At 67.9% G+C, this 25,107-nt stretch carries 23 protein-coding genes, 1 tRNA gene and 1 pseudogene; 13 read left to right on the top strand and 12 right to left on the bottom strand.

Annotation, left to right across the window (positions count from 1 at the left end):
• Window positions 1–81: 81 nt before the first annotated feature.
• Both A5692_RS04010 and nudC read left to right on the top strand, forming a co-directional pair.
• Entirely contained in the window at window positions 82–1,152 is a 1,071-nt protein-coding gene (locus A5692_RS04010; RefSeq protein ID WP_068052420.1) for a TrkA family potassium uptake protein, read from the top strand.
• A gap of 58 nt (window positions 1,153–1,210) precedes the next feature.
• Complete coding sequence (nudC, locus tag A5692_RS04015) at window positions 1,211–2,143, top strand: NAD(+) diphosphatase (protein ID WP_068052430.1); 933 nt, start codon at window positions 1,211–1,213, stop codon at window positions 2,141–2,143.
• Window positions 2,144–2,145: 2 nt separating this feature from the next.
• On the opposite strand, the gene A5692_RS04020 is transcribed toward nudC, so the two are convergent.
• Both A5692_RS04020 and mrx1 read right to left on the bottom strand, forming a co-directional pair.
• A complete protein-coding gene (locus tag A5692_RS04020; protein ID WP_068052433.1) occupies window positions 2,146–2,826 on the bottom strand; it encodes a sensor domain-containing protein in 681 nt (226 codons plus the stop codon).
• 79 nt (window positions 2,827–2,905) lie between these two features.
• A complete protein-coding gene (mrx1, locus tag A5692_RS04025) occupies window positions 2,906–3,160 on the bottom strand; it encodes a mycoredoxin Mrx1 (protein ID WP_068052436.1) in 255 nt (84 codons plus the stop codon).
• Window positions 3,161–3,295: 135 nt separating this feature from the next.
• On the opposite strand from mrx1, the gene A5692_RS04030 reads away from it, so the two are divergent.
• From A5692_RS04030 to A5692_RS04035, 3 genes are all read left to right on the top strand, one after another.
• Window positions 3,296–5,407, top strand: a complete 2,112-nt coding sequence (locus A5692_RS04030; RefSeq protein ID WP_197514347.1) for an ATP-dependent DNA helicase UvrD2 — start codon at window positions 3,296–3,298, stop codon at window positions 5,405–5,407.
• 100 nt (window positions 5,408–5,507) lie between these two features.
• Window positions 5,508–5,669, top strand: a complete 162-nt coding sequence (locus A5692_RS29355; protein ID WP_197514348.1) for a hypothetical protein — start codon at window positions 5,508–5,510, stop codon at window positions 5,667–5,669.
• A gap of 144 nt (window positions 5,670–5,813) precedes the next feature.
• Window positions 5,814–6,083 (top strand): WhiB family transcriptional regulator, encoded by a 270-nt coding sequence (locus A5692_RS04035; RefSeq protein WP_068052439.1) that lies wholly within the window; start codon window positions 5,814–5,816, stop codon window positions 6,081–6,083.
• On the opposite strand, the gene A5692_RS04040 is transcribed toward A5692_RS04035, so the two are convergent.
• Complete coding sequence (locus tag A5692_RS04040) at window positions 6,080–7,423, bottom strand: AarF/ABC1/UbiB kinase family protein (protein ID WP_068052441.1); 1,344 nt, start codon at window positions 7,421–7,423, stop codon at window positions 6,080–6,082. The genes A5692_RS04035 and A5692_RS04040 overlap by 4 nt on opposite strands.
• An 82-nt stretch (window positions 7,424–7,505) precedes the next feature.
• Here A5692_RS04040 and A5692_RS29360 point away from each other — a divergent pair, with 82 nt between their 5' ends.
• Window positions 7,506–7,679 carry a hypothetical protein gene (locus A5692_RS29360; protein ID WP_197514343.1) on the top strand — a complete coding sequence of 58 codons (174 nt, stop codon included), beginning with the start codon at window positions 7,506–7,508 and terminating at the stop codon, window positions 7,677–7,679.
• A 10-nt stretch (window positions 7,680–7,689) separates the two neighbouring features.
• Here A5692_RS29360 and A5692_RS04045 read toward each other — a convergent pair whose 3' ends face one another.
• The 3 genes from A5692_RS04045 to A5692_RS04050 form a co-directional block, all read right to left on the bottom strand.
• Window positions 7,690–8,496, bottom strand: coding sequence for a TOMM precursor leader peptide-binding protein (locus tag A5692_RS04045; RefSeq protein WP_068052485.1), 807 nt, complete (start codon window positions 8,494–8,496; stop codon window positions 7,690–7,692).
• 122 nt (window positions 8,497–8,618) lie between these two features.
• Entirely contained in the window at window positions 8,619–8,852 is a 234-nt protein-coding gene (locus A5692_RS28835; protein ID WP_156765919.1) for a hypothetical protein, read from the bottom strand.
• A 174-nt stretch (window positions 8,853–9,026) separates the two neighbouring features.
• Complete coding sequence (locus A5692_RS04050) at window positions 9,027–10,388, bottom strand: zinc-dependent metalloprotease (protein ID WP_197514344.1); 1,362 nt, start codon at window positions 10,386–10,388, stop codon at window positions 9,027–9,029.
• Between the two features lie 77 nt (window positions 10,389–10,465).
• Between A5692_RS04050 and A5692_RS04055 the strand changes: the two genes are divergently transcribed.
• Together A5692_RS04055 and A5692_RS04060 are read left to right on the top strand one after the other, a co-directional pair.
• Complete coding sequence (locus tag A5692_RS04055; protein WP_068052488.1) at window positions 10,466–11,488, top strand: PDZ domain-containing protein; 1,023 nt, start codon at window positions 10,466–10,468, stop codon at window positions 11,486–11,488.
• 75 nt (window positions 11,489–11,563) lie between these two features.
• Window positions 11,564–14,548 (top strand): UPF0182 family protein, encoded by a 2,985-nt coding sequence (locus tag A5692_RS04060; RefSeq protein WP_068052447.1) that lies wholly within the window; start codon window positions 11,564–11,566, stop codon window positions 14,546–14,548.
• Window positions 14,549–14,551: 3 nt separating this feature from the next.
• On the opposite strand, the gene A5692_RS04065 is transcribed toward A5692_RS04060, so the two are convergent.
• Window positions 14,552–15,541, bottom strand: coding sequence for a GlxA family transcriptional regulator (locus tag A5692_RS04065; protein ID WP_197514345.1), 990 nt, complete (start codon window positions 15,539–15,541; stop codon window positions 14,552–14,554).
• A gap of 74 nt (window positions 15,542–15,615) precedes the next feature.
• Between A5692_RS04065 and A5692_RS04070 the strand changes: the two genes are divergently transcribed.
• Window positions 15,616–16,266, top strand: a complete 651-nt coding sequence (locus A5692_RS04070; protein WP_068052450.1) for an HD domain-containing protein — start codon at window positions 15,616–15,618, stop codon at window positions 16,264–16,266.
• Between the two features lie 166 nt (window positions 16,267–16,432).
• A tRNA-Met gene (locus A5692_RS04075) sits at window positions 16,433–16,506 on the top strand.
• A gap of 115 nt (window positions 16,507–16,621) precedes the next feature.
• On the opposite strand, the gene A5692_RS04080 is transcribed toward A5692_RS04075, so the two are convergent.
• The 3 genes from A5692_RS04080 to A5692_RS04090 are packed head-to-tail and all read right to left on the bottom strand — an operon-like array spanning window position 16,622 to window position 18,214.
• Entirely contained in the window at window positions 16,622–17,509 is an 888-nt protein-coding gene (locus A5692_RS04080; protein ID WP_068052452.1) for a universal stress protein, read from the bottom strand.
• 49 nt (window positions 17,510–17,558) lie between these two features.
• Window positions 17,559–17,990, bottom strand: coding sequence for a DUF2267 domain-containing protein (locus tag A5692_RS04085; RefSeq protein WP_068052457.1), 432 nt, complete (start codon window positions 17,988–17,990; stop codon window positions 17,559–17,561).
• A gap of 14 nt (window positions 17,991–18,004) precedes the next feature.
• Window positions 18,005–18,214, bottom strand: a complete 210-nt coding sequence (locus A5692_RS04090; RefSeq protein WP_068052460.1) for a dodecin family protein — start codon at window positions 18,212–18,214, stop codon at window positions 18,005–18,007.
• Window positions 18,215–18,688: 474 nt separating this feature from the next.
• Between A5692_RS04090 and A5692_RS04095 the strand changes: the two genes are divergently transcribed.
• Window positions 18,689–20,308, top strand: coding sequence for a carbon-nitrogen hydrolase family protein (locus A5692_RS04095; protein ID WP_197514346.1), 1,620 nt, complete (start codon window positions 18,689–18,691; stop codon window positions 20,306–20,308).
• 89 nt (window positions 20,309–20,397) lie between these two features.
• Here the strand turns inward: A5692_RS04095 and A5692_RS04100 are convergent, their stop codons facing one another.
• Complete coding sequence (locus tag A5692_RS04100) at window positions 20,398–20,886, bottom strand: glutathione peroxidase (protein ID WP_068052466.1); 489 nt, start codon at window positions 20,884–20,886, stop codon at window positions 20,398–20,400.
• A gap of 28 nt (window positions 20,887–20,914) precedes the next feature.
• Window positions 20,915–23,653 carry a LuxR C-terminal-related transcriptional regulator gene (locus tag A5692_RS04105; RefSeq protein WP_068052494.1) on the bottom strand — a complete coding sequence of 913 codons (2,739 nt, stop codon included), beginning with the start codon at window positions 23,651–23,653 and terminating at the stop codon, window positions 20,915–20,917.
• Window positions 23,654–23,958: 305 nt separating this feature from the next.
• Here A5692_RS04105 and A5692_RS04110 point away from each other — a divergent pair, with 305 nt between their 5' ends.
• Complete coding sequence (locus A5692_RS04110; RefSeq protein ID WP_068052469.1) at window positions 23,959–24,633, top strand: TetR/AcrR family transcriptional regulator; 675 nt, start codon at window positions 23,959–23,961, stop codon at window positions 24,631–24,633.
• A gap of 290 nt (window positions 24,634–24,923) precedes the next feature.
• A pseudogene (locus tag A5692_RS04115) lies at window positions 24,924–25,107 on the top strand (MCE-family protein MCE1A); the annotation flags it as partial.

Consider the following 25,107-nt stretch of genomic DNA (forward strand, 5'->3'; position numbering starts at 1 on the left):
CCCGAGTACCGGGTGCGGGATCGTGGTTTCATTGAGGCGTGCGTGTCTCCTGCGCTGGCGTCGAGCCGATCACGGACCGCCGTGCGCAACGGTAAGCCCCGGCAACTGAGCGGCCTGGAAGAGACGCTGTCCGCCCAGCGAGGCCATCAGTTGGTCGGCGTGGTGCGCATCCCCGAGGAGCACGCCAGCCCCATCCGTGTCATCACCCGCCGCGTGGCCATCGCTTTGGTGGTGTTGTTCGCCGCGGCCGTCATCGTCTACGCGGACCGTAACGGGTACCGCGATGTGCGGGGCCAGCCGCTGACGTTCCTGGACTGCGTGTACTTCTCGGCGGTGTCACTGTCGACGACCGGCTACGGCGACATCACCCCGTACACCGAAACCGCGCGCTTGGTGCACACCCTGATCTTCACGGCGCTGCGGATCGCCTTCCTGGCCGTGTTGGTCGGCACGACCCTGGAAGTGCTCTCCGAGCGGTCCCGGCAAGGGTGGAAGATTCAGCGTTGGAGGAGCAGAGTGCGCAACCACACGATCGTGATCGGCTACGGCACCAAGGGGAAGACGGCGGTCGCCGCCATCCTCGGTGACGAGGCCGCCCGGGGCGACGTCGTCGTCGTCGATACCGATCGGACCACCCTCGAGCACGCCGCCAGCGCCGGCCTGGTCACCGTGCACGGCGACGCCACCAAGGCCGACGTGCTGCGGCTGGCCGGCGCGCAACACGCGGCCTCGATCATCGTGGCCACCAGCCGCGACGACACCGCGGTGCTGGTGACGTTGACCGCGCGGGAGATCGCGCCCAACGCCAAGATCGTGGCGTCCATCCGGGAGGCCGAAAACCAGCACCTGCTGCAGCAATCGGGCGCGGACTCGGTGGTGGTGTCCTCGGCGACCGCCGGGCGCCTGCTCGGCCTGGCCACCACCACGCCCAGCGTCGTGCAGATGATCGAGGACCTGCTGACCCCCGACGTCGGGCTGGCGATCGCCGAGCGCGAGGTGGAGCCGGCCGAGGTCGGCGGCTCCCCGCGGCATCTGCGCGACATCGTCCTCGGCGTGGTGCGCGACGGACAGCTGCTGCGCATCGGGGCGCCCGAGGTGGACGCCGTGGAGGCCAACGACCGGCTGCTCTACATCCGGCAGGCCGGGCACTAGTGGCGATCGCAAGAGCGGCGGAGCCGGGCGAAGCGGGTCGCCACGGAATGAGGGCCTAGTGGCGATCGCCGACTTTCAGCTACACAACGTCCCGTTGCTCTCGCGCGTCGGTGCCGACCGCGCCGACCAACTGCGCACCGATGTCGAAGCGGCCACCGCCGGGTGGGCCGACGCGGCGCTGCTGCGGGTGGATTCGCGCAGCCAGGTGCTGGTCGCCGACGGCCGGGTGGTGCTCGGCGCCGCGGCCCGGCTGGGCGACAAGCCGCCACCGGAAGCGGTGTTCCTGGGCCGCATCGACAACGACCGGCACGTGTGGGCCATCCGCGGCGCGCTGGAGGCGCCCGAGGACCCGGAGGTGCGCGCCGAGGTGGTGAACCTGCGCGGGCTCGGCTCGATCCTCGACGACACCAGCAGCCAACTGGTGTCGTCGGCGCTCGCGCTGCTCAATTGGCATGACTCCGCCCGGTACAGCTCGGTGGACGGTTCACCGACCAGGCCGGCGCGGGCGGGCTGGGCGCGGGTCAACCCCCTCACCGGTCACGAGGAGTTCCCCCGCATCGACCCGGCGGTGATCTGCCTGGTCCACGACGGCGGTGACCGCGCGGTGCTGGCCCGCCAGGCGGTGTGGCCGGAGCGGATGTTCTCGCTGCTGGCCGGATTCGTCGAGGCCGGTGAATCGTTCGAGGTCTGCGTCGCGCGCGAGATTCGCGAGGAAATCGGCCTGTCCGTCCGCGACGTGCGTTACCTGGGCAGCCAGCCGTGGCCGTTCCCCCGCTCACTGATGGTCGGCTTCCACGCCGTCGCGGACCCGGCGGAAGACTTCTCGTTCAACGACGGCGAGATCGCCGAGGCGGCGTGGTTCACCCGCGACGAGGTGCGCGCGGCGCTGGCGGCCGGCGACTGGTCCAGTTCCGCGGAGTCGAAATTGCTGCTGCCGGGGTCGATCTCGATCGCGCGCGTGATCATCGAGTCCTGGGCCGCGATCGACTGACCCTACTTGATGCGGTCGGTCACCGTCTGCAGGACGGTGTTGGCGACCTGCTCGGTGGGTTCGATGCCGAGCACGCCGACGGACACCAGCACCGAGGACTTCACCGTGTACAGGTGAATCCATCCGTCGGAGCCGAGCTTGAGCGTCTGCGTGTCCGGCTTGTTCAGGACGAAGTCGTAGGCGGTGTGGTGCAGCGAAACGCACTGGTCCAGTGTCGCGTTCAGCTGGTTGAGCGCCCCGCGCGCGGCCGTCGCGTCGGGGTAGACGGCGACGGTGTTGGTGATCTCGTTGATCGGGGCGATGCCGCCGGGCCTCAGGTCGTCGGTCGAGCCGCTGTAGGCCACCGAGCGGTATTCCTTCCAGCCCCCGGCGAACGTGAGGTCGGTGGATCCGACCGCGCGGCACGGGCCGGGCGGGTTGCCGACGTTATCCCGCGGTGGTTCGTGCCGATCGGCATACGAATACGGTTGCAGCCCTTCGAAATTGGCGATGCGACGCGCGTCGGCCAGGCTGATGACCAATGATTCGGCGTAGGCGTGTTCGGGAGCCGTCGCCGCGGTGTTACCCGGCGAGTGCGAGCACGCCGACACGACCACCGCGGCGCCGCAGGCGGCGGCGGCCGAAGCCCTGCCCAACACCGACAGGCGCCGGCGAAAACGGCTCGACCGCGAACCCGACGCCATGGTCACCTATGTTAGGGCCGCGCGGCGAGTCCGATGAGCACTTGGTCAACGCCGGCCGCGCGTCGACGCGCCGGGGCCCTCAGGCTCCGGTCTCGGCGAGTTTGGCCTTGACCTGGGCCGCACTCGGGTTGGTCAGCGTCGACCCGTCGGCGAACTTCACCGTCGGCACCGTCCTGTTGCCGCCGTTGACCGAACCGACGAACTCGGCCGCCGCGGGGTTCTGCTCGATGTCGACCGCCTGGTAAGGGATTCCGTTGGACTTCAGCACGGTCATCAGGCGGTGGCAGTAGCCACACCACGAGGTCGTGTAGACGGTGATCGGGGCAGAGGTCATAGCCCGATAACGTAGCCGGGCGGCAGCGTGTTCCACGCCGGGGGGCGTCGGCGCGTGCCGGCGTGTCACGGCAACTCGCCGACGCGCACCGGGTGGCGCCCCGGTTTGTCGGCCTCCGCTGTCAAGATGGACGCCATGCCGACGGTCGCCGACGCCTTGACCGCCGGGCTGGACGACGAGCAGCGCGAGGCGGTGCTGGCTCCGCGCGGCCCGGTCTGCGTGCTCGCGGGCGCCGGAACCGGCAAGACCCGCACCATCACGCACCGCATCGCCCAGCTGGTGGCGAGCGGTCACGTGGCCGCCGGGCAGGTGCTGGCGGTCACCTTCACCCAGCGGGCCGCGGGGGAGATGCGTTCCCGGCTGCGCGCGCTGGACGCCGCCGCGGGCACGGACACCGGCGTCGGCGGGGTGCAGGCCCTGACGTTTCACGCCGCCGCGCACCGGCAGCTGCGGTACTTCTGGCCGCGGGTCGTCGGCGACACCGGCTGGCAGCTGCTGGACACCAAGTTCGCGGTGGTGGCGCGGGCGGCCAGCCGCTCCCGGATCAACGCCAGCACCGAGGACGTCCGCGACCTGGCGGGCGAGATCGAGTGGGCCAAGGCGTCGCTGATCGGTCCCGAGGACTACCCGGCCGCCGTGGCGGCGGCCGGCCGGGACATCCCGTTGGACGCCGCCCGGGTGGCGACCGTGTACGCCGCCTACGAGGCGCTGAAGGTCCGCGACGAATCCGTGACGCTGCTCGACTTCGACGACCTGCTGCTGCACACCGCCGCCGCGATCGAGAACGACGCCGCCGTGGCCGACGAATTCCGGGGCCGCTACCGCTGTTTCGTGGTCGACGAATACCAGGACGTCACCCCCCTGCAGCAGCGGGTGCTGACGGCGTGGCTCGGCGATCGGGACGACCTGACCGTCGTCGGTGACGCCAACCAGACCATCTACTCGTTCACCGGGGCCTCACCGCGCTTCCTGCTCGACTTCTCGCGGCGGTATCCCGACGCCACCGTGGTCCGCCTGGAACGTGACTACCGCTCCACCCCCCAGGTGGTGTCGCTGGCCAACCAGGTGATCGCCGCGGCCCGCGGGCGGGTCGCCGGCAGCAAGCTGCACCTGGTGGGCCAGCGCCCGCCGGGCCCGGCGCCGTCGTTCCACGAGCATCCCGACGAACCGGCCGAGGCCGCCGCGGTCGCGGCTTCGATCGCCCGGCTGATCGAATCGGGCACTCCGCCGTCGGAGATCGCCGTGCTGTACCGGGTCAACGCCCAGTCGGAGGCCTACGAGGAGGCGTTGACCGAGGCCGGCATCCCGTATCAGGTCCGCGGCGGCGAGGGGTTCTTCACCCGCCAGGAGATCAAGCAGGCGCTGGTGGCGCTGCAGCGGGCGGCCGAGCGCGGCGCTGAAAACGGTTCGGCGGGGCCGCTGCCCGAGGTCGTGCGGGCGGTCCTGGAACCCCTCGGGCTGACGGCCGAGCCGCCGGTCGGTACCCGCGCCCGGGAGCGCTGGGAGGCGCTGACCGCGCTGGCCGAGTTGGTCGACGCCGAGGTGGCCCAGCGGCCGCAGCTGGCGCTCGCCGGCCTGCTGGCCGAACTCCGGTTGCGCGCGGACGCGCGGCACCCACCGGTGGTGCAGGGCGTCACGCTGGCCTCGCTGCACGCCGCCAAGGGCCTGGAGTGGGATGCGGTGTTCCTGGTCGGGCTGGCCGACGGCACCATGCCCATCTCGCACGCGCTGGCGCACGGCCCCGACAGCGAGGCCGTCGAAGAGGAGCGCCGGCTGCTCTACGTCGGAATCACCAGGGCGCGAACGCATCTGACGCTCAGCTGGGCGCTGGCCCGCAGCCCCGGCGGGCGGCAGGGCCGCAAGCCGTCGCGGTTCCTCAACGGCATCGCGCCGCAGGCCCGCGTCGACGCCACGCCGGCCAAGTCCCGTCGCAACAAGGGCGCCGCGACGCGCTGCCGGATCTGCAACAAGGACCTGTCCACCGCAGCGGCGGTCATGCTGCGGCGCTGCGAGACGTGTGCGGCCGACGTCGACGAGGAGTTGCTGCTGCGGCTCAAGGCGTGGCGGCTGGACATCGCCAAGGAGCAGAAGGTGCCCGCGTATGTCGTGTTCACCGACAACACGCTGATCGCGATCGCCGAGCTGCGGCCCGACGACCAGGACGCGCTGATCGCCATCCCCGGCATCGGCGCACGCAAGCTGGAACAGTACGGGCCCGACGTGCTGGAGCTCGTGCGCGGCAGCTGACCGGTAAAGGCGCAGGTCAGAAAATCGGTTGTGGTGAACGGCGGCGACGATCTACCCTCGAAACCGCGTTCTGCGCGCTGACGGAAGGAGGGTGGCCGCGATGATCAACGACGCGTTCGGTGTGGGCGTGGCCGCCGCGGCGCTGTCCGCGCGCGCCCTCCGCGCCGCCCATCCCGCTATGCCGGCGGCCGCGCTCAAGCATCGCGCCGCCGCCGCGACGCACGCGTCCGTGGGACTCGAGGTCCACCGAATGGCCACCTGACAGCCCGGTTTTCACCGAATTGGCCACGGACCCGAAGTCAAAGGATCCGTGGCCACAGTTTTAGGGGCGTCAGTTTTCAAAAGCCCGCTACCTGGTCCGGATCCGAAAGAAGGAAGCCCCGACCAGGAAGCAGGTGAGCAGGACATGCCGGTACTGACCGTCCCCGGACAGCCGTCGGCGGTGTTGCCGTGTCACGCCGGCGACCCCGACCTCTGGTTCGCTGACACCCCGGCCGACCTCGAGCGCGCCAAGGCCCTCTGCGGGGGCTGCCCGATCCGGCGGCAGTGCCTGGCGTCGGCGCTGGAGCGTGCCGAGCCGTGGGGGGTGTGGGGCGGCGAGATCCTCGAGAGGGGCTCGATCCTGAGCTTCAAACGACCGCGCGGGCGACCCCGCAAAGACGAGGCCGCGGCCTAGACGATGGCGCTGTCCGGCTCGGCGAAGCCGGGGATCAGCTCCTCGGACAGCGCCTTGATCGGCACCCGGGCGTCCAGCTGGCACAGGATCGCGGCCACCGACGCGATGACGCGCATCGGGATGGCCAGCTTGGGCGGCAGGTCCATCTGCCGGGCGGTCTTGATCTGCGACACCGACCGGTCGATCTGGCCCACCGTCATGCGCTGCAGCCACTTGCGCGTGTAGTGGAATTCGTCGACCTCGATGGGCTCGACGTACTGGCGCAGCATCTCGTCGATGTCGCGCACCGACACCTGCTGGCCCTTCTGGATGAAGCCGACCTTCTCCATCGTCGGCAACAGCAGGTCGTAGTTCTTGTCGCGGGCCAGGCGGATCGTCATGCCCAGCTCGATCGGGTAGCCGCCGGGCAGCGGGGCGACGGCGCCGAAGTCGATGACGCCCATCCGGTCGTCGGGGAGCAGCATGAAGTTGCCCGGGTGGGCGTCGCCGTGCAGCATCCCCAGCCGGCGCGGCGCGTCGAAGGTGAGCTCGAGCAGCCGGGTGCCGATGAGATCGCGCTGCTCGCGGGTGCCGGTGCGGATGATCTCGGCCAGCGGCAAGCCGTCGATCCACTCCTGGACCACGACCTTGGGCGCGCTGGCGACGACGTGGGGGATCGCGAAATGCGGGTGCCCCTCGTAGGCCTTGGCGAAGGCGCGCTGGTTGTCAGCCTCCAGCCGGTAGTCGAGTTCCATCTCCGTGCGTTCGACGAGTTCGTCGACGATGCCCTGGACGTCGGCGCCCGGGGCGAGCTGTTTGACCACGCCGACCATCCGCTGCATGGTCTTGAGGTCGGCGCGCAGCGCCTCGTCGGCGCCCGGGTACTGGATCTTGACGGCCACCGGGCGGCCGTCGGACCAGACCGCCTTGTGCACCTGGCCGATGCTGGCCGAGGCTACGGGCTTGTCGTCGAACGAACTGAACCGCTCGCGCCACTTGGTGCCCAGCTGGCCATCGAGCACCCGATGCACCTTGTTGGCCGGCAGCGGCGGGGCGTCCTTCTGCAGTTTGGTCAACGCGTCGCGGTACGGCTCGCCGTACTCGTCCGGGATGGCGGCCTCCATGACCGACAGGGCCTGGCCCACCTTCATCGCCCCGCCCTTGAGCTCGCCCAAGACGGTGAACAGCTGGTTGGCGGCTTTCTCCATCAGTTCGGCCTGGACCTCGTCCCTCGACTTGCCGGTCAGCCGTTTGCCGAAGCCGAGCGCCGCGCGGCCGGCGAAGCCGACCGGGATGCTGGCCAGCTTCGCGTTCCGCGCCGCACGGCCGCGTTTGATGTCTGCCACGTATCCATCATCCACGACGGCCCGCTCGGCTCGCGCTTGATCTTCACAACATCTCGTCCCCGCGCGGCCGGCGGCCCCTGGCCCTAGGTTGTCTCCCATGTCAGCTAAGCAATCGCAGCACGACGCCGCGGACTCCCTGTTCAGGGCGATCATCGAAACGCTGGACAAACACCGCACCGACCGCACCCTGAGCGCGGAGATCCTGCACCAGCTCGCGTCGGCCTACGAGTCGGTGTCGGCGAACGTTCCGGAGCAGGGGCGGCTGGGTTAGTTCCGCGCCGTCAGCACGGGCACAGCGGATGCCGGGTCCATTCGCGCGCGACGATGGCGCCCGCATTGAGGTCGAATTCCAGCGTGGCGTTCAACGTCTGGGGCTCGGGTACGGCCTCTTGGTTGCGGACCGCCGCGATCACCCGGTTCACCTGGCTCAGCGCCAGCGCCGCGGTCGCCAGCAGCGTGGCCCGGTCGGCCACGCCGACGGTTTCCCGCAGCTGCGCCGAGATCGCCGGCCACGCCGCGTCGCGGTCGCGCCGATGCAGGTCGGCGCAGCCCAGGCAGCTGGTGGTGCCGGGGATGACCAGCGGACCGACCAGCCCGACGCCGTCGCGGACCCGTACCGGCAGGTGGGGGACACGCTTGGCGTGCAGCTCGCGGACCATGCGGGGATCGGCGACCAGGTAATCGGACAGCACCACCAGGTCGACGGCGCCGACCGACACGGCGGCGTGCGGTTGGCTGCTGTGGGCGATCCGCGCGCCCGAGCAGCGCAACGCCTCGACCAGCAGCTCCGAGAGCGGGCCGCGGCCGTGGATCCGGATGGACGGCGCCCGGCCGCGGGAATTCGCACATTCGGTGGCGACGCCCGCACCGACCAGCCGGGCGACCAGGTCGCTCAGCCCCGCGGCGTCCTGTAGGCCGCGGTCGGCGGCCCGGCGGCGCAACTCCGAGAGCGGCATCGGCGATCGCATGGACCGCAGCAAGCCGGCCAGCTCCGCCGCGGCCAGGTCACCCGGGGGGCGCACCAGCACGGCCCGGCGGGGATCCCAGCCGACCTGGACGGCGCCGTCGGGGCGCAGCAGCACCGGCATGGCCGGGTCCAGCGCATAGGTGGGGACCGATGACACGGGTGCACTGTGCCACGCCGGAGGCGATGGGCCCGGTCAGTTATCCACAGAACCGCCGTCGGACCCCGGGGTCGGCGCCGTGGCCGCTAGGGCTGTCCAGCCGGTGCGGGCGGCGGCGGCGGTGGGCACGGCTTGCCGCCGCGTATCCCGATGACCGTTCCGTTCGTCGTGGTTACCGGTCCGACCGTCACGCCGCAGGGCCAGTTGGCCTGGTTGCCGGGATCATTCGGATCTGGGGCCGGATCGGCTTGCGCGACCCCTGCGCTGAAGGCCAGGGCGGCTACCGCCAGCCCCGCAGCGAAGATTGGTTGTGTCCGCATTTCCCCACCTCGATTTATCCGTCCATAGCCAACATCAGGTTGCCAGCGTAATGCACCGGGCCGACGCGATCGACCTTTGCCAAGCATCGCGCACGCCGCTCGTAGACGTGGGGAACAGTGCGTGAACTATGCGCGAATTACGTTGTGAGGCATGTGTTTCGTGGTATAGCCCGGTCAGCCCTGCACGGGGCCGGGGCCCGGGTCCTCGGGGTTCTCCTCCAGCTTGGCGATCGCCTCGTCGATGCCGCTGGTGTCACCGCCGATGACCCGGTCGATGAAGCCGGACGGCTCGTCGAGGTCCTCGGCGCCGGGCAACAGGTCGGGGTGTTGCCAGATCGCGTCGCGGGCGTCCACGCCGGCGGCCTCGGTGAGGCGCTCCCATAGGGCGGCGGCTTCGCGCATCTTGCGGGGCCGCAGCTCCAGGCCCACCAGGGTCGCGAACGTCTGCTCGGCGGGACCGCCGGTGGCGCGGCGGCGGCGCAGCGTCTCGCTGAGCGCGGCCGCACCCGGAATCCGGTCGCCCAGGGCCGCGGTCACCACCACCTGCACCCAGCCCTCGATCAATGCGAGCAGCGTTTCGAGGCGTTCCAGCGCCTGCGTTTGCGCCGGGGTGGCCTTGGGCTCGAAAACGCCCTGTCCCAAAAGGTTTTCGATGGCCGCCGGGTCGGACAGCGTCGCCGGGTTGAAGTCGCGGGCCAGCTCCTCGATCCCGCTCATGTCGATCTGCATGCCGCGCGCGTAGGCCTCGACGGCGCCCAGCAGCTGGCTCGAGAGCCAGGGCACGTGGCTGAACAGCCGGTGGTGGGCGGCCTCCCGCGCGGCCAGGAACGTCAAGATCTCGCTGCGGGGCTGCTCGAGTCCGGCCGCGAACGACTCCACGGCGTCGGGCAGGATGGCGGCGACGCCCTTGGGCCCCAACGGCAGGCCGATGTCGGTCGACGTCAGCACCTCGCGGGACAGCCGGCCGAGCGCCTGCCCCAGCTGGGAGCCGAACGCCATGCCGCCCATCTGCGACATCACCGCCATCAGCGGGCCGGCCATGCTCTTGGCCTCCTCAGGCAGCGACGACGCCCACACCGTCGAAATCTGTTGCGCCATCGGGTCGCACAACCTCTTCCACGTCTGAAGGCTGTTGTCGACCCAGTCGGCCGGAGTCCAACCCACCGCCTTGCTGGTGCCCGCGGGCAGCGCAGTGGCGCCGTCCAGCCAGGTTTCGGCGAGGTGCACAGCGTCGGCGATCGCCGACTGCGTGGTGGCCGGGATCGGCGCCACGAACCCGATCGAGTTGGTGGCCACCCGGCGCGCCAGCTCGTAGTTGACCGGTCCCGACGTCTCGCCGCCGGCCATCACGGTGCCGGCGCTGGAAAACATCTGACCGAGCTGGGTGAAGATCTGTCCCAGGTCGCCCATCCCGAACGCCCCGAACGGATCGGAGCCGCCGGAGCCCGAGTGGGGGTCCTTCTTCCCGGGTTTGTCGGGGTCTTCTCCGGGGGAGAAGCCGAAAGGCAGGTCAGCCATACCGTCAACGGTACTCACCGCGGGAACGGGAGGCGCGGTCTCGGGTCAGCTTGTGGCTGAATCGGGCGCGTCGGGCGCCGTCTAGTGTGATCGGCGTGAACAGGCGGATTCTGACCTTGATGGTCGCGCTGGTGCCGATCCTGGTCTTCGGTGTGTTGCTCGCGGTGGTGACGGTGCCGTTCGTCTCGCTGGGCCCCGGCCCCACCTTCGACACGCTCGGCGAGGTCGACGGCAAGCAGGTGGTGGCGATCGAGGGCACCGCGACGCATCCGACCACCGGCCACCTGAACATGACCACGGTCTCGCAGCGCGACGAGCTGACCCTGGGCGAGGCGCTGACGCTGTGGCTTTCCGGCCAGGAACAGCTGGTACCGCGCGACCTGATCTACCCCCCGGGCAAGTCGCGGGACGAGGTCGACAAGGCCAACAACGCGGACTTCAAGGACTCCGAGGACAGCGCCGAGTACGCCGCCCTGGGCTACCTCAAGTACCCCGCCGCGGTCACCGTCGCGAAGGTCACCGATCCGGGCCCGTCGGCGGGCAAGCTGAAGGACGGCGACGCCATCGACGCCGTCAACGGCACCCCGGTGGCCGACGTCGAGCAGTTCACCGGGCTGCTCAAGGCCACCAAACCCGGTCAGACGGTGACGATCGATTACCGGCGCAAGAACGAACCGGCCGGCGTCACGCAAATTACGCTGGGCGCGAACAAGGATCGCGACTACGGCTTCCTCGGTGTCGCCGTACTGACCGCGCCCTGGGCGCCTTTCGTGATCAACTTCAACCTCGCCAACGTGGGCGGCCCGTCGGCCGGCTTGATGTTCAGCCTGGCGGTGGTAGACAAGCTCACCACCGGTGACCTGGCCGGATCGAAGTTCATCGCGGGGACCGGCACCATCTCGGCCGACGGCAAGGTCGGCCAGATCGGCGGCATCACGCACAAGATGGTCGCGGCCCACGCGGCCGGTGCGACCGTGTTCCTGGTGCCGGCCAAGAACTGCTACGAGGCGAACTCGGACAATCCGTCCGGCCTGCGCCTGGTGAAGGTGGACACCCTCAGCCAGGCGGTCGACGCGCTGCACGCGGTCACGTCCGGGGGCCAGCCGCCGAGCTGCTAAAAGCACGGCCGGGATCGCAGGTCGCGCGATGCGTAGAGTTGTCACCGTCGATCAATCGAGCAGGGAGCGTAGCCAGTGGGGATGCGGCCCGCCGCACGGATGCCGAAGCTGACCCGGCGTAGCCGGATTCTGATCCTGATCGCACTGTGTGTGATCGCTTTGCTGCTCGCCGGTCCGCGGCTGATCGACGCGTACGTGGACTGGCTGTGGTTCGGCGAGCTGGGCTACCGCTCGGTCTTCACGACCGTGCTGGTCACCCGGTTCGTGGTCTTCCTGGTGGCCGGTCTGCTGGTGGGCGGGATCGTGTTCGCCGGTCTGGCCGTCGCCTACCGCACCCGCCCGGTGTTCGTGCCGAGCAACGACAACGATCCGGTGGCCCGCTACCGCGCCGTCGTCCTGTCCCGGTTGCGGTTGGTGGGCATCGGGGCGCCGGTCGCGATCGGCCTGCTGGCCGGCATCGTCGCGCAAAGCTATTGGGCGCGAATCCAACTGTTCATGCACGGCGGGGACTTCGGCATCCGGGATCCGCAGTTCGGCAAGGACCTCGGCTTCTACGCGTTCGACCTGCCGTTCTACCGGCTGCTGCTCAGCTACCTGTTCGTCGCCCTGTTCCTGGCCTTCGTGGCCAACCTGTTGGCGCACTACATCTTTGGCGGTATCCGGCTGTCGGGCCGCACCGGCGCGCTGAGCCGCTCGGCCCGCATCCAGCTGGTCACCCTGGTGGGGCTGCTGGTGGTGCTCAAGGCGGTCGCGTACTGGCTGGACCGCTACGAGCTGCTGTCCCACACCCGCGGCGGGAAGCCCTTCACCGGCGCCGGGTACACCGACATCAACGCGGTGCTGCCGGCGAAGCTGATCCTGATGGCCATCGCGCTGATCTGCGCGGGTGCGGTGTTCTCCGCGATCGTCCTGCGCGACTTGCGGATTCCCGCGATCGGGCTGGTGTTGTTGCTGCTGTCGTCGCTGATCGTGGGCGCCGGCTGGCCGCTGATCGTCGAGCAGATCAGCGTCAAACCCAATGCCGCGCAGAAGGAAAGCGAGTACATCGGCCGCAGCATCACCGCGACGCGGCAGGCGTATGGTCTGACCTCGGACGTGGTGACCTATCGCACCTACGCCGGCGACACGCAGGCCACCGCCCAGCAGGTGGCCGACGACCGGGCAACCACCTCCAACATCCGGCTGCTCGACCCGACGATCGTCAGCCCGGCGTTCACGCAGTTCCAGCAGGGCAAGAACTTCTACTACTTCCCCGACCAGCTGTCCATCGACAGGTACGTCGACCGCAACGGCTCGCTGCGCGACTACGTCGTCGCCGCGCGTGAACTCAATCCCGACCGGCTGATCGACAACCAGCGGGACTGGATCAACCGGCACACCGTCTACACCCACGGCAACGGGTTCATCGCCTCGCCGGCCAACACGGTGCGCGGAATCGCCAACGACCCCAACCAGAACGGCGGCTATCCCGAATTCTTGGTCAACGTCGTGGGCGCCAACGGCAACGTGGTGTCCGACGGCCCGGCGCAGCTCGACCAGCCGCGCATCTACTACGGCCCGGTCATCTCCAACACGTCGGCCGACTACGCGATCGTCGGGCGCAACGGCGCCGACCGCGAATACGACTACGAGACCAGTGCCGACACCAAGAACTACACCTACACCGGGCTCGGGGGAGTGCCCGTCGGGGACTGGCTGTCGCGCAGCGTGTTCGCCGCCAAGTTCGCGGAGCGAAACTTCCTGTTCTCCAACGTGATCGGCTCCAACAGCCGGATCCTGTTCAACCGCGACCCGGCCCGGCGGGTGGAGGCGGTGGCGCCATGGTTGACCACGGACAGCTCGGTGTACCCGGCGATCGTCAACAAGCGACTGGTGTGGATCATCGACGGCTACACCACGTTGGACAACTACCCGTACTCCGAACTGACCTCGTTGGAATCGGCCACCGCCGACTCCAACGAGGTGGCCTTCAACAAGCTGGCCCCCAACAAGGACGTCTCCTACATCCGCAATTCGGTGAAGGCCACGGTGGACGCCTATGACGGCACCGTCACGCTGTATCAGCAGGACGAGCAGGACCCGGTGCTCAAGGCGTGGATGCAGGTCTTCCCCGGCACGGTCAAGCCCAAGAGCGACATCACCCCCGAGCTGGCCGAGCATCTGCGCTATCCCGAGGACCTGTTCAAGGTGCAGCGGATGTTGCTGGCCAAGTACCACGTCAACGATCCGGTGACGTTCTTCTCCACCTCGGACTTCTGGGATGTGCCGCTGGACCCGAACCCGACCGCCAGCAGCTATCAGCCGCCGTATTACATCGTCGCGAAAAACATTGCCAAGAACGATAATTCGTCGTCGTATCAGCTGACGAGCGCGATGAACAGATTCAAGCGTGACTATCTGGCGGCCTACATCAGCGCTAGTTCGGACCCGGCGACGTACGGCAGGATCACCGTGCTGACCATCCCGGGCCAGGTCAACGGGCCCAAGCTGGCCAACAACGCGATCACCACCGACCCGGCGGTGTCCCAGGACCTCGGCGTGATCGGGCGCGACAACCAGAACCGGATCCGTTGGGGCAACCTGCTCACCCTGCCGGTGGGGCAGGGCGGCCTGCTGTACGTCGAACCGGTGTACGCCTCCCCGGGAGCCAGTGACGCCGCGTCGTCGTATCCGCGGCTGATTCGGGTGGCGATGATGTACAACGACAAGATCGGGTACGGCCCCACCGTGCGCGACGCGCTGACCGGTTTGTTCGGTCCCGGCGCGGGCGCGGCCGCGACGAGCATTCAGCCGACCGACGCCGGCAACCCGCAGGCGGCCCCGCCCGCCGCCCCGCCCGCGGCGGCCGCAGCGCCGGGGGCGCCACCGCCGGTGGCGGCGGTTCCACCGGTTCCGGACGGGTCGGTGACCTTGTCGCCGGCCAAAGCCGCCGCGCTGCAGGAGATTCAGGCGGCGCTGGGTGCGGCCAAGGACGCGCAGAAGAAGGGCGACTTCGCCGGCTACGGGGCCGCGCTGCAGCGGTTGGACGACGCGATCACCAAGTACAACAACACCAAATAGGCCTCAGCCCCCGGCCATTCCGGCCGTCCGGAACCTTTCCCGATAAGCTTTCGGGCTGATGCCCAGGTGGTTGACGAACACCCGCCGCAAGGTTTCGATGCTGCCGAAGCCGGCCATGCCCGCGGTTTCGCTGACGGACCGGCCGGATTCCAGTGCGCCACGGGCGAAATCGATCCGAACCAACTCGACATAGCGGGCCGGGGTCATCCCCAGCTCGGACTGGAACAGCCGGGTCAGCTGACGGGTGCTCAACGACGCCCGGGCCGCAAGGGATTTCACGCTGTGGTCGCCGGCCAGGTCGGCCGCGACCCCGTCGACGACCGCGCGGAGCGGCGACTGCGGCGGCGGATCGGTCTCCACCAACACCGAGAACTGTGACTGGCCTCCAGCCCGTTTGAGGTAGACGACCAGCCACCGGGCCACGTCGCGGACCAGGTCGGTCGCGTAATCCATCTCGACCAACGCCAGCGCCAGGTCAATGCCCGACGAAATCCCGGCCGAGGTGAAGACGTTGCCGTCTCGGACGAAGATCGCGTCGGGATCGACGGTGACATCTCGAAAGGCCCGGGCCAACAATTGGGTCTCGTGCCAGTGGGTGGTGGCGCGCCGGCCGCTGAGCAGGCCGGCCTGCGCCAGGATGAACGACCCCGTGCAGATGGACGCGATTCGCCGGGCCCGCCCCGACACCGACCTGACGGCCTCGACGAGCGCCGGATCGACCGGCCGCCGGGGCAGGTGGTCGCTGCCGGCGACCAGAACGGTATCGGCGGATTCGATTGATGCAATGCGGTTGGTGACACCCAGTCGAGTTCCGATCGAGGTCGTGACATCCCGGCCGTCCACCGACGCGATCTCGAGCCGGTAGTCGGCGCCGAACCGATTCGCTTCGACGAAGACTTCGCCCGCTCCCGCGACGTCCAACAGCGTTACGTCGTCGAAGACGACGATCACCACCACCCGCGAACCCGCTTCGGTTCCAGCCACGTAAGACATTGTGTCGCTTTCTGTGGACAGGACGGCCCGAACGCCCACGGTCGGCCAGCGCGCACGGTCGCAGACTAACGGCCATGACCACTCAATCAATCGAGAGCATCGCCGGCATCCGCATCCCCGACTCGGCGCTGGCGCGCGAGGCCACCGAATTCATCCGCGACGCCGAGGACGACCTGCTGTTCAACCACTCGCGGCGGGTGTTCCTGTTCGGCGCGCTGCAGGGACTGCGCCGCGGTCTGCAACCGGACCTGGAGCTGCTCTACGTCGGCGCGATGTTCCACGACCTGGGGCTGACCGGGCGCTACCGCGCCTCCACGCTCCGGTTCGAGGTCGACGGCGCGAACGCGGCCCGGGACTTCTTGACCTCCCACGGCGTCGATGGCGCCGCGGCCGACACGGTGTGGCTCGGCATCGCCCTGCACACCACGCCCGGCGTGCCCGAGTTTCTCGCCCCCGAAGCCGCCCTGCTGCAGGCCGGGGTGGAAGTTGATGTGGTCGGAGTGGGCCGGGAAGATCTGGCCCCCGACGCCCTTGCCGCGGTGACCGCCGCCCACCCGCGGCCCGACTTCAAGAACCGCATCCTGGCGGCGTTCAACGACGGCATGAAGCACCGCCCGCGGACCACCGCCGGGACCATGAACGCCGACGTGCTCGCACACTTCGATCCCGCCTTCGAGCGCGTCGACTTCGTCGACAAGATCCTCAACAACGGCTGGCCGGAATAGCGGAGTAGAGAACCCGCCCTCGCACTGACAGGCGCTCGCCGAGATTGCCGTCATGGCGGTGGTCGTCGCACGACCCACGACCATGGTGGCAATCTCGCGGCCGGGAGGTCCCTGACCGCGCGATTTGGTCGCCGTGATGCCGGTTCGGTAACCTGGCATTCACCAACGCGGGGTGGAGCAGCTCGGTAGCTCGCTGGGCTCATAACCCAGAGGTCGCAGGTTCGAATCCTGTCCCCGCTACTAGCGAGACGGCCCTCGGAGGAGACTCCGAGGGCCGTTTTCACTGCCTTGGGACACTGGCGGCCATATTCTGCTCCCCGAGTCCTGCGATTGCTCGTGGGAATCGCCTGCGCCGCTAGGGCTCGCGGGCGACGATCACCACCGTCCGCGCCGCGTGCGCCACGGCCGTGCTCACCGAGCCCAGCACCATGCCGGCGAATCCGCCGCGACCGTAACTGCCGACGACGACGAGTTGTGCGGACTCCGAGTGCTCGATAAGTTGACGAGCCGGCTGATCGCACACCACCACACGTCGCACCTTGACATCGGGGTAGCGTTCCTGCCATCCGGCGAGCCACTCGGCGAGCGCCTGTTGTGCTTGCACTTCGACCATCTCAAGGTCCAGACCTGGCAATTCCGACATGCTGACGTCCGACCATGCGTGCAGCGCCACCAACTCCACGCCCCGGCGGGAGGCCTCATCAAAGGCGATCTCCGCCGCCAGTTTTGATGCGGCCGAACCATCGATTCCCACCAGCACCGGTGCCTGGGGGCGCGGCGGTGCCTCATCATGGACGACCGCGACCGGGCAATGCGCATAGTTCACCAGGCCGGTGCTGGCCGAGCCGAACGGGACCCGGCTGAACGTGCCTTCGCCCCGGCATCCCACGACCATCATGTCCGCAATCTTGGATTCGTTGACGAGCGTGGACACGGTTGGGCCGTGTACCACCACGCTGTACACGAACGGCGGGCCGTGGTCGGCGGTGCTGTCGGCGACCACCCTGCGCGCGTCTTCGAGAATTCGACGTGCTTTGTCGTCCTGCCGCTCCAAATAGTCTTGAGGGATCGGAATCGCCGGCCACGGCGCAACCGCCGGGACGACCGGTGCGATGACGTGCATGAGTGTGAGCGGAACATTGCGTATCGCGGCATCGCGAGCCGCCCAGCCGACCGCCGCCATCGACGAGGCTGATCCGTCAACGCCGACCAGAATGCCACGATGGGTTTCGTGCCCGGACATTTCGTTTCCCTGTCGTGAGGCGAGTGGAAATTTGCATGACGCGCACAGTTCAGTGCTGGGGTCGCAGTATCGTGCGAATTTCTATGGGGAGCTGACCCAGGGCCTTCTCGATCTGGGCGACCGGCAGATGATGCAAGGCGGCCGCGGTCGTGGCTGCAGCGGCTTTGCGAACGTCGTCGGGAGCGATATTCGCCTCGCGAGAGAACCGGATGGTGTAGGCCTGGGCGTCGTACTTGTCGGGTACGGAATCGGGATTCCATCCCTGGTAGAACACGCCCCTGATCAAGTCGGGGAGCTGTGCCGCAAAGTGAGCGCTCGCCTCTACAGTGAGCCGATCGCGCAGGGTATGTAGCCAGGCCCGCAGGACTCGGTAGGCGAACTCGCGATCCTCGGTGCCGAACTCCTTCGCCACATCGTTGATCCACGTGTGCGCGGAATCGATTGCGTGGTCAAGCGCTGTGACCTTGGTCTTGGTCGACATGGTTACCTCCGGTTTTATTCGAGGACGAAGGTGACCAGCATGTTGACGCGGTAGGCAACAATCCCGCCGTCCTTCACATCCACCGACTGCTCCTTGATCCAGGCGGACTTGACACCACGCAAGGTCTCTTCCGCCCGAGCAAGGCCGACCTTCACGGCGTCTTCGAAACTGGTGTCGGAACGCGCACTGATCTCGGTGACGCGGGCGACGGTGCCTCCTGACATGGTGACCTCCCACGGTCGATGCTGAATGCTCCAGATTGTGACGATTCAACTCCGGTGCGACAGAGGCAAAGAAGGGGCGATGTGCTCCACGCCGGAGGACTTTCGGCCACTCGTTCCAACAGCCACTCGGCCTAGGTGTCGGAGATGGGATGAAGCGGTAGAGCTTATTGCCGAGACCATGAGCATCGTTGCCCGATCTGTGGGGGCGAAACGGAGCTGGTTTCGATCCGGTTGTGCATCGGGACGGCGGGAATCATCAGCGAGCCCGCCGACCGTAGCGTCCCGACCTGATAGAGACGAGCTGACCGGGAACCCGCCACGGCACGCTCGGCCCGCGCGAGTTCGAATACCGTCACGCCGCAGCCGAGAGTGCAGGATGATCACCATAAGAGAAGCGTGCGGGAAAGCGGCCGAGCCCGCGGCGCCCCTTGCTGACGTGAGGGCAGAACGGTGCAGATGGATTCTGGAATCAGCATGACTGATGACTCATCCCCTGTTCTGAGGGCGCTCTTGACAGACCCCGCGACGCGCTGCGGTGAGGCTTCGCGAGCTATCAGCGTTGGTTGGCGCAAAGCCCTGCTGGGTTTACTGCTTTCGATTGCAACGGGCGTCATGCTGGTCATCTCGTGGCCGTCTCTTGGGAACGTGTGGTGGCTTGTATTTTTCGCGTTCGTGCCGATGCTCCTGGCCCAGTACAGATTCATGCCCCGCCGGCTAATCGGCCTGCCCGTGGGCGTGGCCTTCGGAGGTTATTGGGTGGGTGGTTTCGAGATGGCCTCCGCTCATGTCGGCATATGGCCAGTCATAGGCGCGACGATCGTGATCGGTCTGCTGGGTTGGCTGATCGGGGCATTCGACAAGCGTTTCGCCGAGCGAACCCGCTACCGGTGGTTCATCGTCCAGTTCCCCTTGGTCTGGGTCGGCATCGACGTGCTACTGGACGGCAACCTGTTCAGCGGTTCGATGAGCTGGATCGCGTACCGGCTATGGACGTTGCCGTCGCTCGTACAGCCCATCAGTGTCGTGGGCACCCCGGCCCTGAGCTTCCTTCTTGTCATGATCAACGGCTGGATCGCGCTCTTGATCATCACTCTGATCGACGGCCGGCGGCCCGACGTCTGTCCACAGGCCATCCCCCGCAGAGTCCTTTACGGGTCTTCCATCGTGGTTGGCGTCGTGCTTGTCGTATGGATTGCCAGCAGCCTCGTCATCTTCTCGTCAGTCCACCGCGACCAGGGTCCGAGGGTGACCGTCGCCGCCGTCCAGCCCGGATCGGACTACGCGCCGCCGCTGGTCAGGGGCTGGGGCAGCTACGCGCGTATGCCCCCCGCCGACAACGAGGTGCGGCGCGATGCCCTGGAGAGCCAGCTGACATCGATGACGGAACATGCCGCGGCAATGGGAGCAGAATTTGTCGTGTGGCCCGAGGAGGCGCTGGACTACGACCCGCGTACGACGAGGACGAGTTGGCTTCCGAACCTGGCCAGGTCAACACACACATACATCGTCGCCGGGTTCGTACCGCACCCCGAACTGCTCGGAGAAGGCGCGAATATGGCGGGAATCTGGGCACCAGACGGGTCCCTGTTGGGCGTCTTCTACAAAATCCATCCCGTTCCCGCTATGGGCGAGTGGTTCCAGACTCCACAGATCTACCAGACCTATCACACCGGGATCGGCCCGATCAGCATGATGATCTGCTTTGATTTCGACTTCCCACTGGCGACGAGGCTGGTCACGCTCACCGGGGCTGAACTGGTCGGAATTCCGAGTGCGGGACCCGCGCGAAGTGCCCGGTTCCGCGTCTCATCGCTCGTATTCCGGGCCATCGAAAATCGCACCGGATACGTGAAAGGAGATCTGGCGTGGGAATCCGTGATCGTCGGACCTGATGGCGTTGTGAGGAAGCGCACCGCGGCGACCGATCAATTGGGCGAGCCCGCGTTGTTGGTCGCCGAGGTCAACCGGGGTCCGCGTAACTCTCCGTACACATCTGTCGGCGACATCGCGGGGCCGCTCATGCTCTTCTTCCTCGGCTACCGGATCAGTTGGCAAGTCGTCTACTGGCGGCGCACCCGCGATATGCGGATGTAATCAGTTCAGCGGGCTGAAGGCTGAGGACTCCAGCGGCTGAAAGACTTCGAATGCGGCAACGTCCCTCGGGGCCGCTTCATGCCGCACGCCTAGCAGGGCAGCACGGCCTCGATGGCGCTGATGACCTCCGGGGCGTCGGGCTCGGTGCGGGGGCGGAACCGGTGGACCACCTCACCGCCGGGCGAGACGAGGAACTTCTCGAAGTTCCACTGGATGTCTCCCGCCTGGCCGGCGGCGTCGGCGGCTTTCGTCAGCTCGGCGTAGAGCGGGTGGCGGTCATCGCCGTTGACGTCGGTCTTCGCCAACAGCGGGAAGGTCACCCCGTATGTCGTCGAGCAGAACGCCCGGATCTCCTCGGCCGTGCCCGGTTCCTGGCCCATGAACTGGTTGCAGGGGACGCCGACGATCGTCAGGCCGCGGTCCCCATACTCCTTCGCCAGCTTCTCCAGCGCCGTGTACTGCGGAGTCAGTCCGCACTTGGAGGCCACGTTCACGACCAGCTTTGCGCCGTCGGACAGTTCGGCCAGCGTGGTCGGCCGGCCATCGAGGGTGGTCAGTGCGATGTCGTTGAGGGTCACGCCGACGACGCTAACGCAATGCGGCCGATTAGGGCAGCAGCTGTCGTCGCCTGGCCTCGGAGACCGATTCCCCGCGCCTGGTGGCACCCAGCTTGATGTAGATGCCTTTGAGATACCACTTGACCGTGTTGATGGTGACGCCCAGGTTGCGGGCGATCTGCTTGTTGGACAGGCCGCGGTCCAGGAGCCGCAGTACTTCGAGTTCGCGAGCGTTGAGCGGTTCCTCGGGCGTCGGGGCGCGGTCAGCGGCGCGGGCGATGACGGGGATGGCCGCGTTCTTCGCGTCGGCGTGGGCGGTGGCCAACAATCGCGAGAGATACTCGGGCGGGACCTGCGGAAGCGTGGCGGGCCAGTGGCGGGTGCGGCTGGCATCGCGAAGAGCGCCGACGATTTTCAGGATCTCCGGCCCCGCGTCGACGATGGTGCGCAGCAGTCCGGCCTCTGCGCCGAGGAGCAGCACGGGCGCCAGCATGTCGGCCGCGGCTTCGGTGTCACCGGTCAGGTAAAGCACCCGGGCCAGTCCGATGGTGCTGACGGCCGCGCCGTAACGCCATCCGGCGGCGGCGCTTTCGTGACGCATTCGGGACAGCAGGTCGTGGGCCGGACCGTAGTCGCCGCCGGCGCAGCAGATTTGGGCCTGTATGCCCAGCCCGTAGTGCCGGGTGGCCATGGCGATGCCGTCGACCCCGTCCGCTGTGCCGCCGCCCCGGCGGTCGAGGGTGTGTTGCGCGCGGGCGGTGTCGCCCAAGGCGAGGTGCAGGCGCACGCACTCGTAGTCGAGCGCGGCCGACAGCCTGGGCAGGGAAAGGTGTTGGGCCGCAACGTATCCCTCGTCCAGCACGCAGAGCGCGTCATCGATGTCCCCACGCAGGACCTTGATGCGGGCCAGTGTGCCGTAGGTCGCGATCATGAAGTCGACGACACCGCTCTCGGCGCCCAGCTCGTGGCACCGTTCCAACAACCGTTCGGCCGTGTCGATTTCACCGTGTTCGTAATGCAGCCTGCCCAGCAACGCACCCGCCAGCCGCGCCGCGTGCGAATGTGGGCCGGCTTCGTTGCGGGCCAGCACCAGGGCTTCCGTGTAGCGGCTCTCGGCGGTCGTCAGGTCGAGTCGGGCGAACGCGGCCAGGCCCGCGAAGCATCGCCCGTACACGCCGGCGAAGGGGCCGCCCGCGGTTTCGTGAAACGCGTTGGCCCATCGCTGGCGTGCCTGCGCGCTCTGGTAGTCGAAGGTATGGATGTCGACGAACGTGGCGATGTTGGCGGACACCGCCACCAGAAATGGCCGGTATGGCGGGTTCTCCACCAGGTAGGGCGCGACGAGGGCGGCGGCGCGGTCGATCCGATCGCCGTACACGTCGGTGCAGGCCTGCACCACGTCGGCCTCGCCGAGTACGCCCGCGCTGACGTCATCGGTTGCCGCGGCCAGGGCGGAGCGAACGTGGTTCAGCGCCACCTGGACCTCCGGGGCCCGGTGCAGCAGGCAGTGGGCCCACGCTATGGCGATCTGCAGGTTGGGCCTGCCGGCCAGCAACGGTTTCGGCAGCTTGTTGACCAGCCCGAGCAGGGTGGCCATCCGGCTGTGTTCGACCAGGGACATGGCGTGGCGTTCCACCAGTTCCACCGCCCCGGCGGCATCACCTGCGGCCATCGCGTGCGTGACCGCCTCGCCGAGCAGCCCGCGCTCGGCGAACCAGCTCGACGCGGTGCGGTGCAAGTCGACGACCCATTCGGGATGATCACATTCCAGCCGCCGGCGCAGGTAGTCGGCGAACAGATGGTGGTAGCGAAACCACTCGCGGTTGTCGTCGAGGGGCCGCAGGAACATGTTGCGGCGCTCGAGTTCTTCGAGGATCGACTGCCCCCGGGGCTGGCCGGTGAGCGCAGAAGCGAGTTCACCGCAGAGGCGATCGCAGATCGAGGTGGTCAGCAGGACCCTGAGCAGGTCGGCCGGTAAGGCGTTGAGCACGTTTTGGGCCAGGTAGTCGGCGATGGAACTGTGCCGGCCGGAGAAGGCGGCAATCAGCGCCGAGGGATCTTCGCTGTCCCGTAGCGACAGTGTCGCCAGTTGCAGGGCGGCGACCCAGCCGTCGGTGCTCGACCACAGTCGGCGCACGTCGTCGTCGTTGAGCCCCAGGGCGTTCAGGCCGAAGAATGCCGCGGACTCTTCGCGGTCGAAGCGCAGCTGTGCGCTGTCGACTTCGATGACCTGGTTGCGCACCTTCAGCTTGGCGACGGCCGGCGCACGGGTTCGGCTGGTGATGATCAGGTGCAGATTGTCGGATCCGACGTCGAAGAGGAAATCCAATGCCCCTGCGGTATCGACGTTCTCGATCAGATGCCAGTCGTCCAACACGACCGCCAACGGTCGGCGGTATTCGGCGATCCGGTTGACGAGTTCGGCCAGCACGTAACGCCGAGCGTTGCCGGTGTGCTGTTCGAGGAGCTCGCTGAGATTGGCGGCCAGCGACGGTTCGACACGCCGAACCGCCTCGATGAGATGCGCCAGAAAGGACACCACGTCGTTGTCGTCGCGGTCCAGGCTGAGCCACGCCACCGGCACTCCGTCGGCCTGGAGCGCCCGCTGCCATTGCACGGCCAGGGTCGTCTTGCCGAATCCGGCCGGGGCGTGGATCAAGGCGAGCCGCTTCGCGCGGCCGGACCACAGCAGCTCGATGAGCCGCGCGCGGGTGACCAACCCGTCGTCGTAGGCGGGGGATTGCACCCTGGTAGCCACCACCTGCCTCGGTTGCGCTCCCGTAGCCATCCCCATCGCCTCGCCTCGAGCCCGGGTCTCACGTAGCGCTTAGTGTAGTGAGCCGGGCCGCACCGTCGGTTGCTCAGCTCCGCCACCCATTCGGGTAGCCGGAGCAGAAGTACGGGTGGAGGTGACGGCAAACCGCCGCTCGAGCGGCTACCGTTGGATCGCTTGGCTTTAGCGGCGCGGGGAGGCGACTGTCGTGACGAACCACACGACGCCATGACGACCATCATCGATGAAGCCGCACCCGGTACGGCCCGGGTGGGCGCATCCCGGCCGTCCGCGGCATACCCCGGGCGAACGTCCTAGCCATGGCCAGCCCCTCCGCCGATGCGACCCGCCGACAGATCATTCGGGCGGCCTCCCATCAATTCGCACGCCGGCCCTATCACGAGGTCGGCCTCGACGACATTCTCGCCGAAGCCGAGTTGACCAAGGGCGCGTTGTATTTCCATTTCAAGTCGAAATACGCGTTGGCGCTCGCGGTCATCGACGAACAGACCACCGCGGTGACAACCGCCGTGCGAGACCTGCTGACCCGGGGTCTCTCCGGTTTGGAGACGCTGATCGACTTCTCGTTTCTGGTAGCGGTCCAAGACATCAAGTCGGATCGGTTCAGGGCGGCGCTGAACCTGATCGAGTCGGCGGGCCAATCGGAGGGACCGCATCAGGATCTGTTCGACCAATGGATCGAGGACTTGGCGGCGGTCGTGGAACAAGCCATCGGTGAGGGCGACATCGCCGAAAGTTGTGCCCCCGAGGATGTGGGGCGAATGATGTTGTCCGTCCACATGGGGCTGCGAAAAGCGAGCAGTCTGGACGAGCCGGAGCGGTTCTTGCACGACGTGCAGAAGTGCTGGACCCTGCTGCTGAACGGAATTCTGCAGCCCGATCGCAGCGAGTACTTTCAGCAGTTCCTGCGGCGGCGGACGGCGCTTGCGGTGCAGCAGGCCCCGGTTTTCCACCGCGAGAGCGCCGCCGGTTAGGCGATCGGATTCCCGTCGCCGCGGCCGCTGATCTCCGACGGGCGCGCGAGCCGCTTGCCGATTGGATTGGTGCACCGCCATTTTCCCCGTCCGGCCGCCGTCGCGTTCGTTCGGCTCGGCCGGACTGTGATTCTGGAAACGGCGGTTCGCATGAACAGTGGCCGCCAAGGTACATTCCTGTGGTCTTCGTTATTGCATGTGTGTACAGAGGCCCCTGACAGGGGGAGGTTTCGCCGCGGCACCGGGACGCGGCGCAGAGGTGAGGGGCGCTGGTGACCACGTCTTCCCCGGTGCAGATCAATTCCCAGCGGCTCCCGCCGTACCGGTGGATCGCCGTCGCCGTGCTGGTAATCCTGGCGCTCGTCTTCACCCTCGTCTACGTGCAATTCCGCGGCGGCTTCACCCCGAAGACCGAGTTGACGATGTTGGCGTCGCGGGCCGGGCTGGTGATGGATCCGGGTTCGAAGGTCACCT

Source organism: Mycobacterium sp. E342 (assembly GCF_001667665.1).
Lineage (GTDB): Bacteria > Actinomycetota > Actinomycetes > Mycobacteriales > Mycobacteriaceae > Mycobacterium.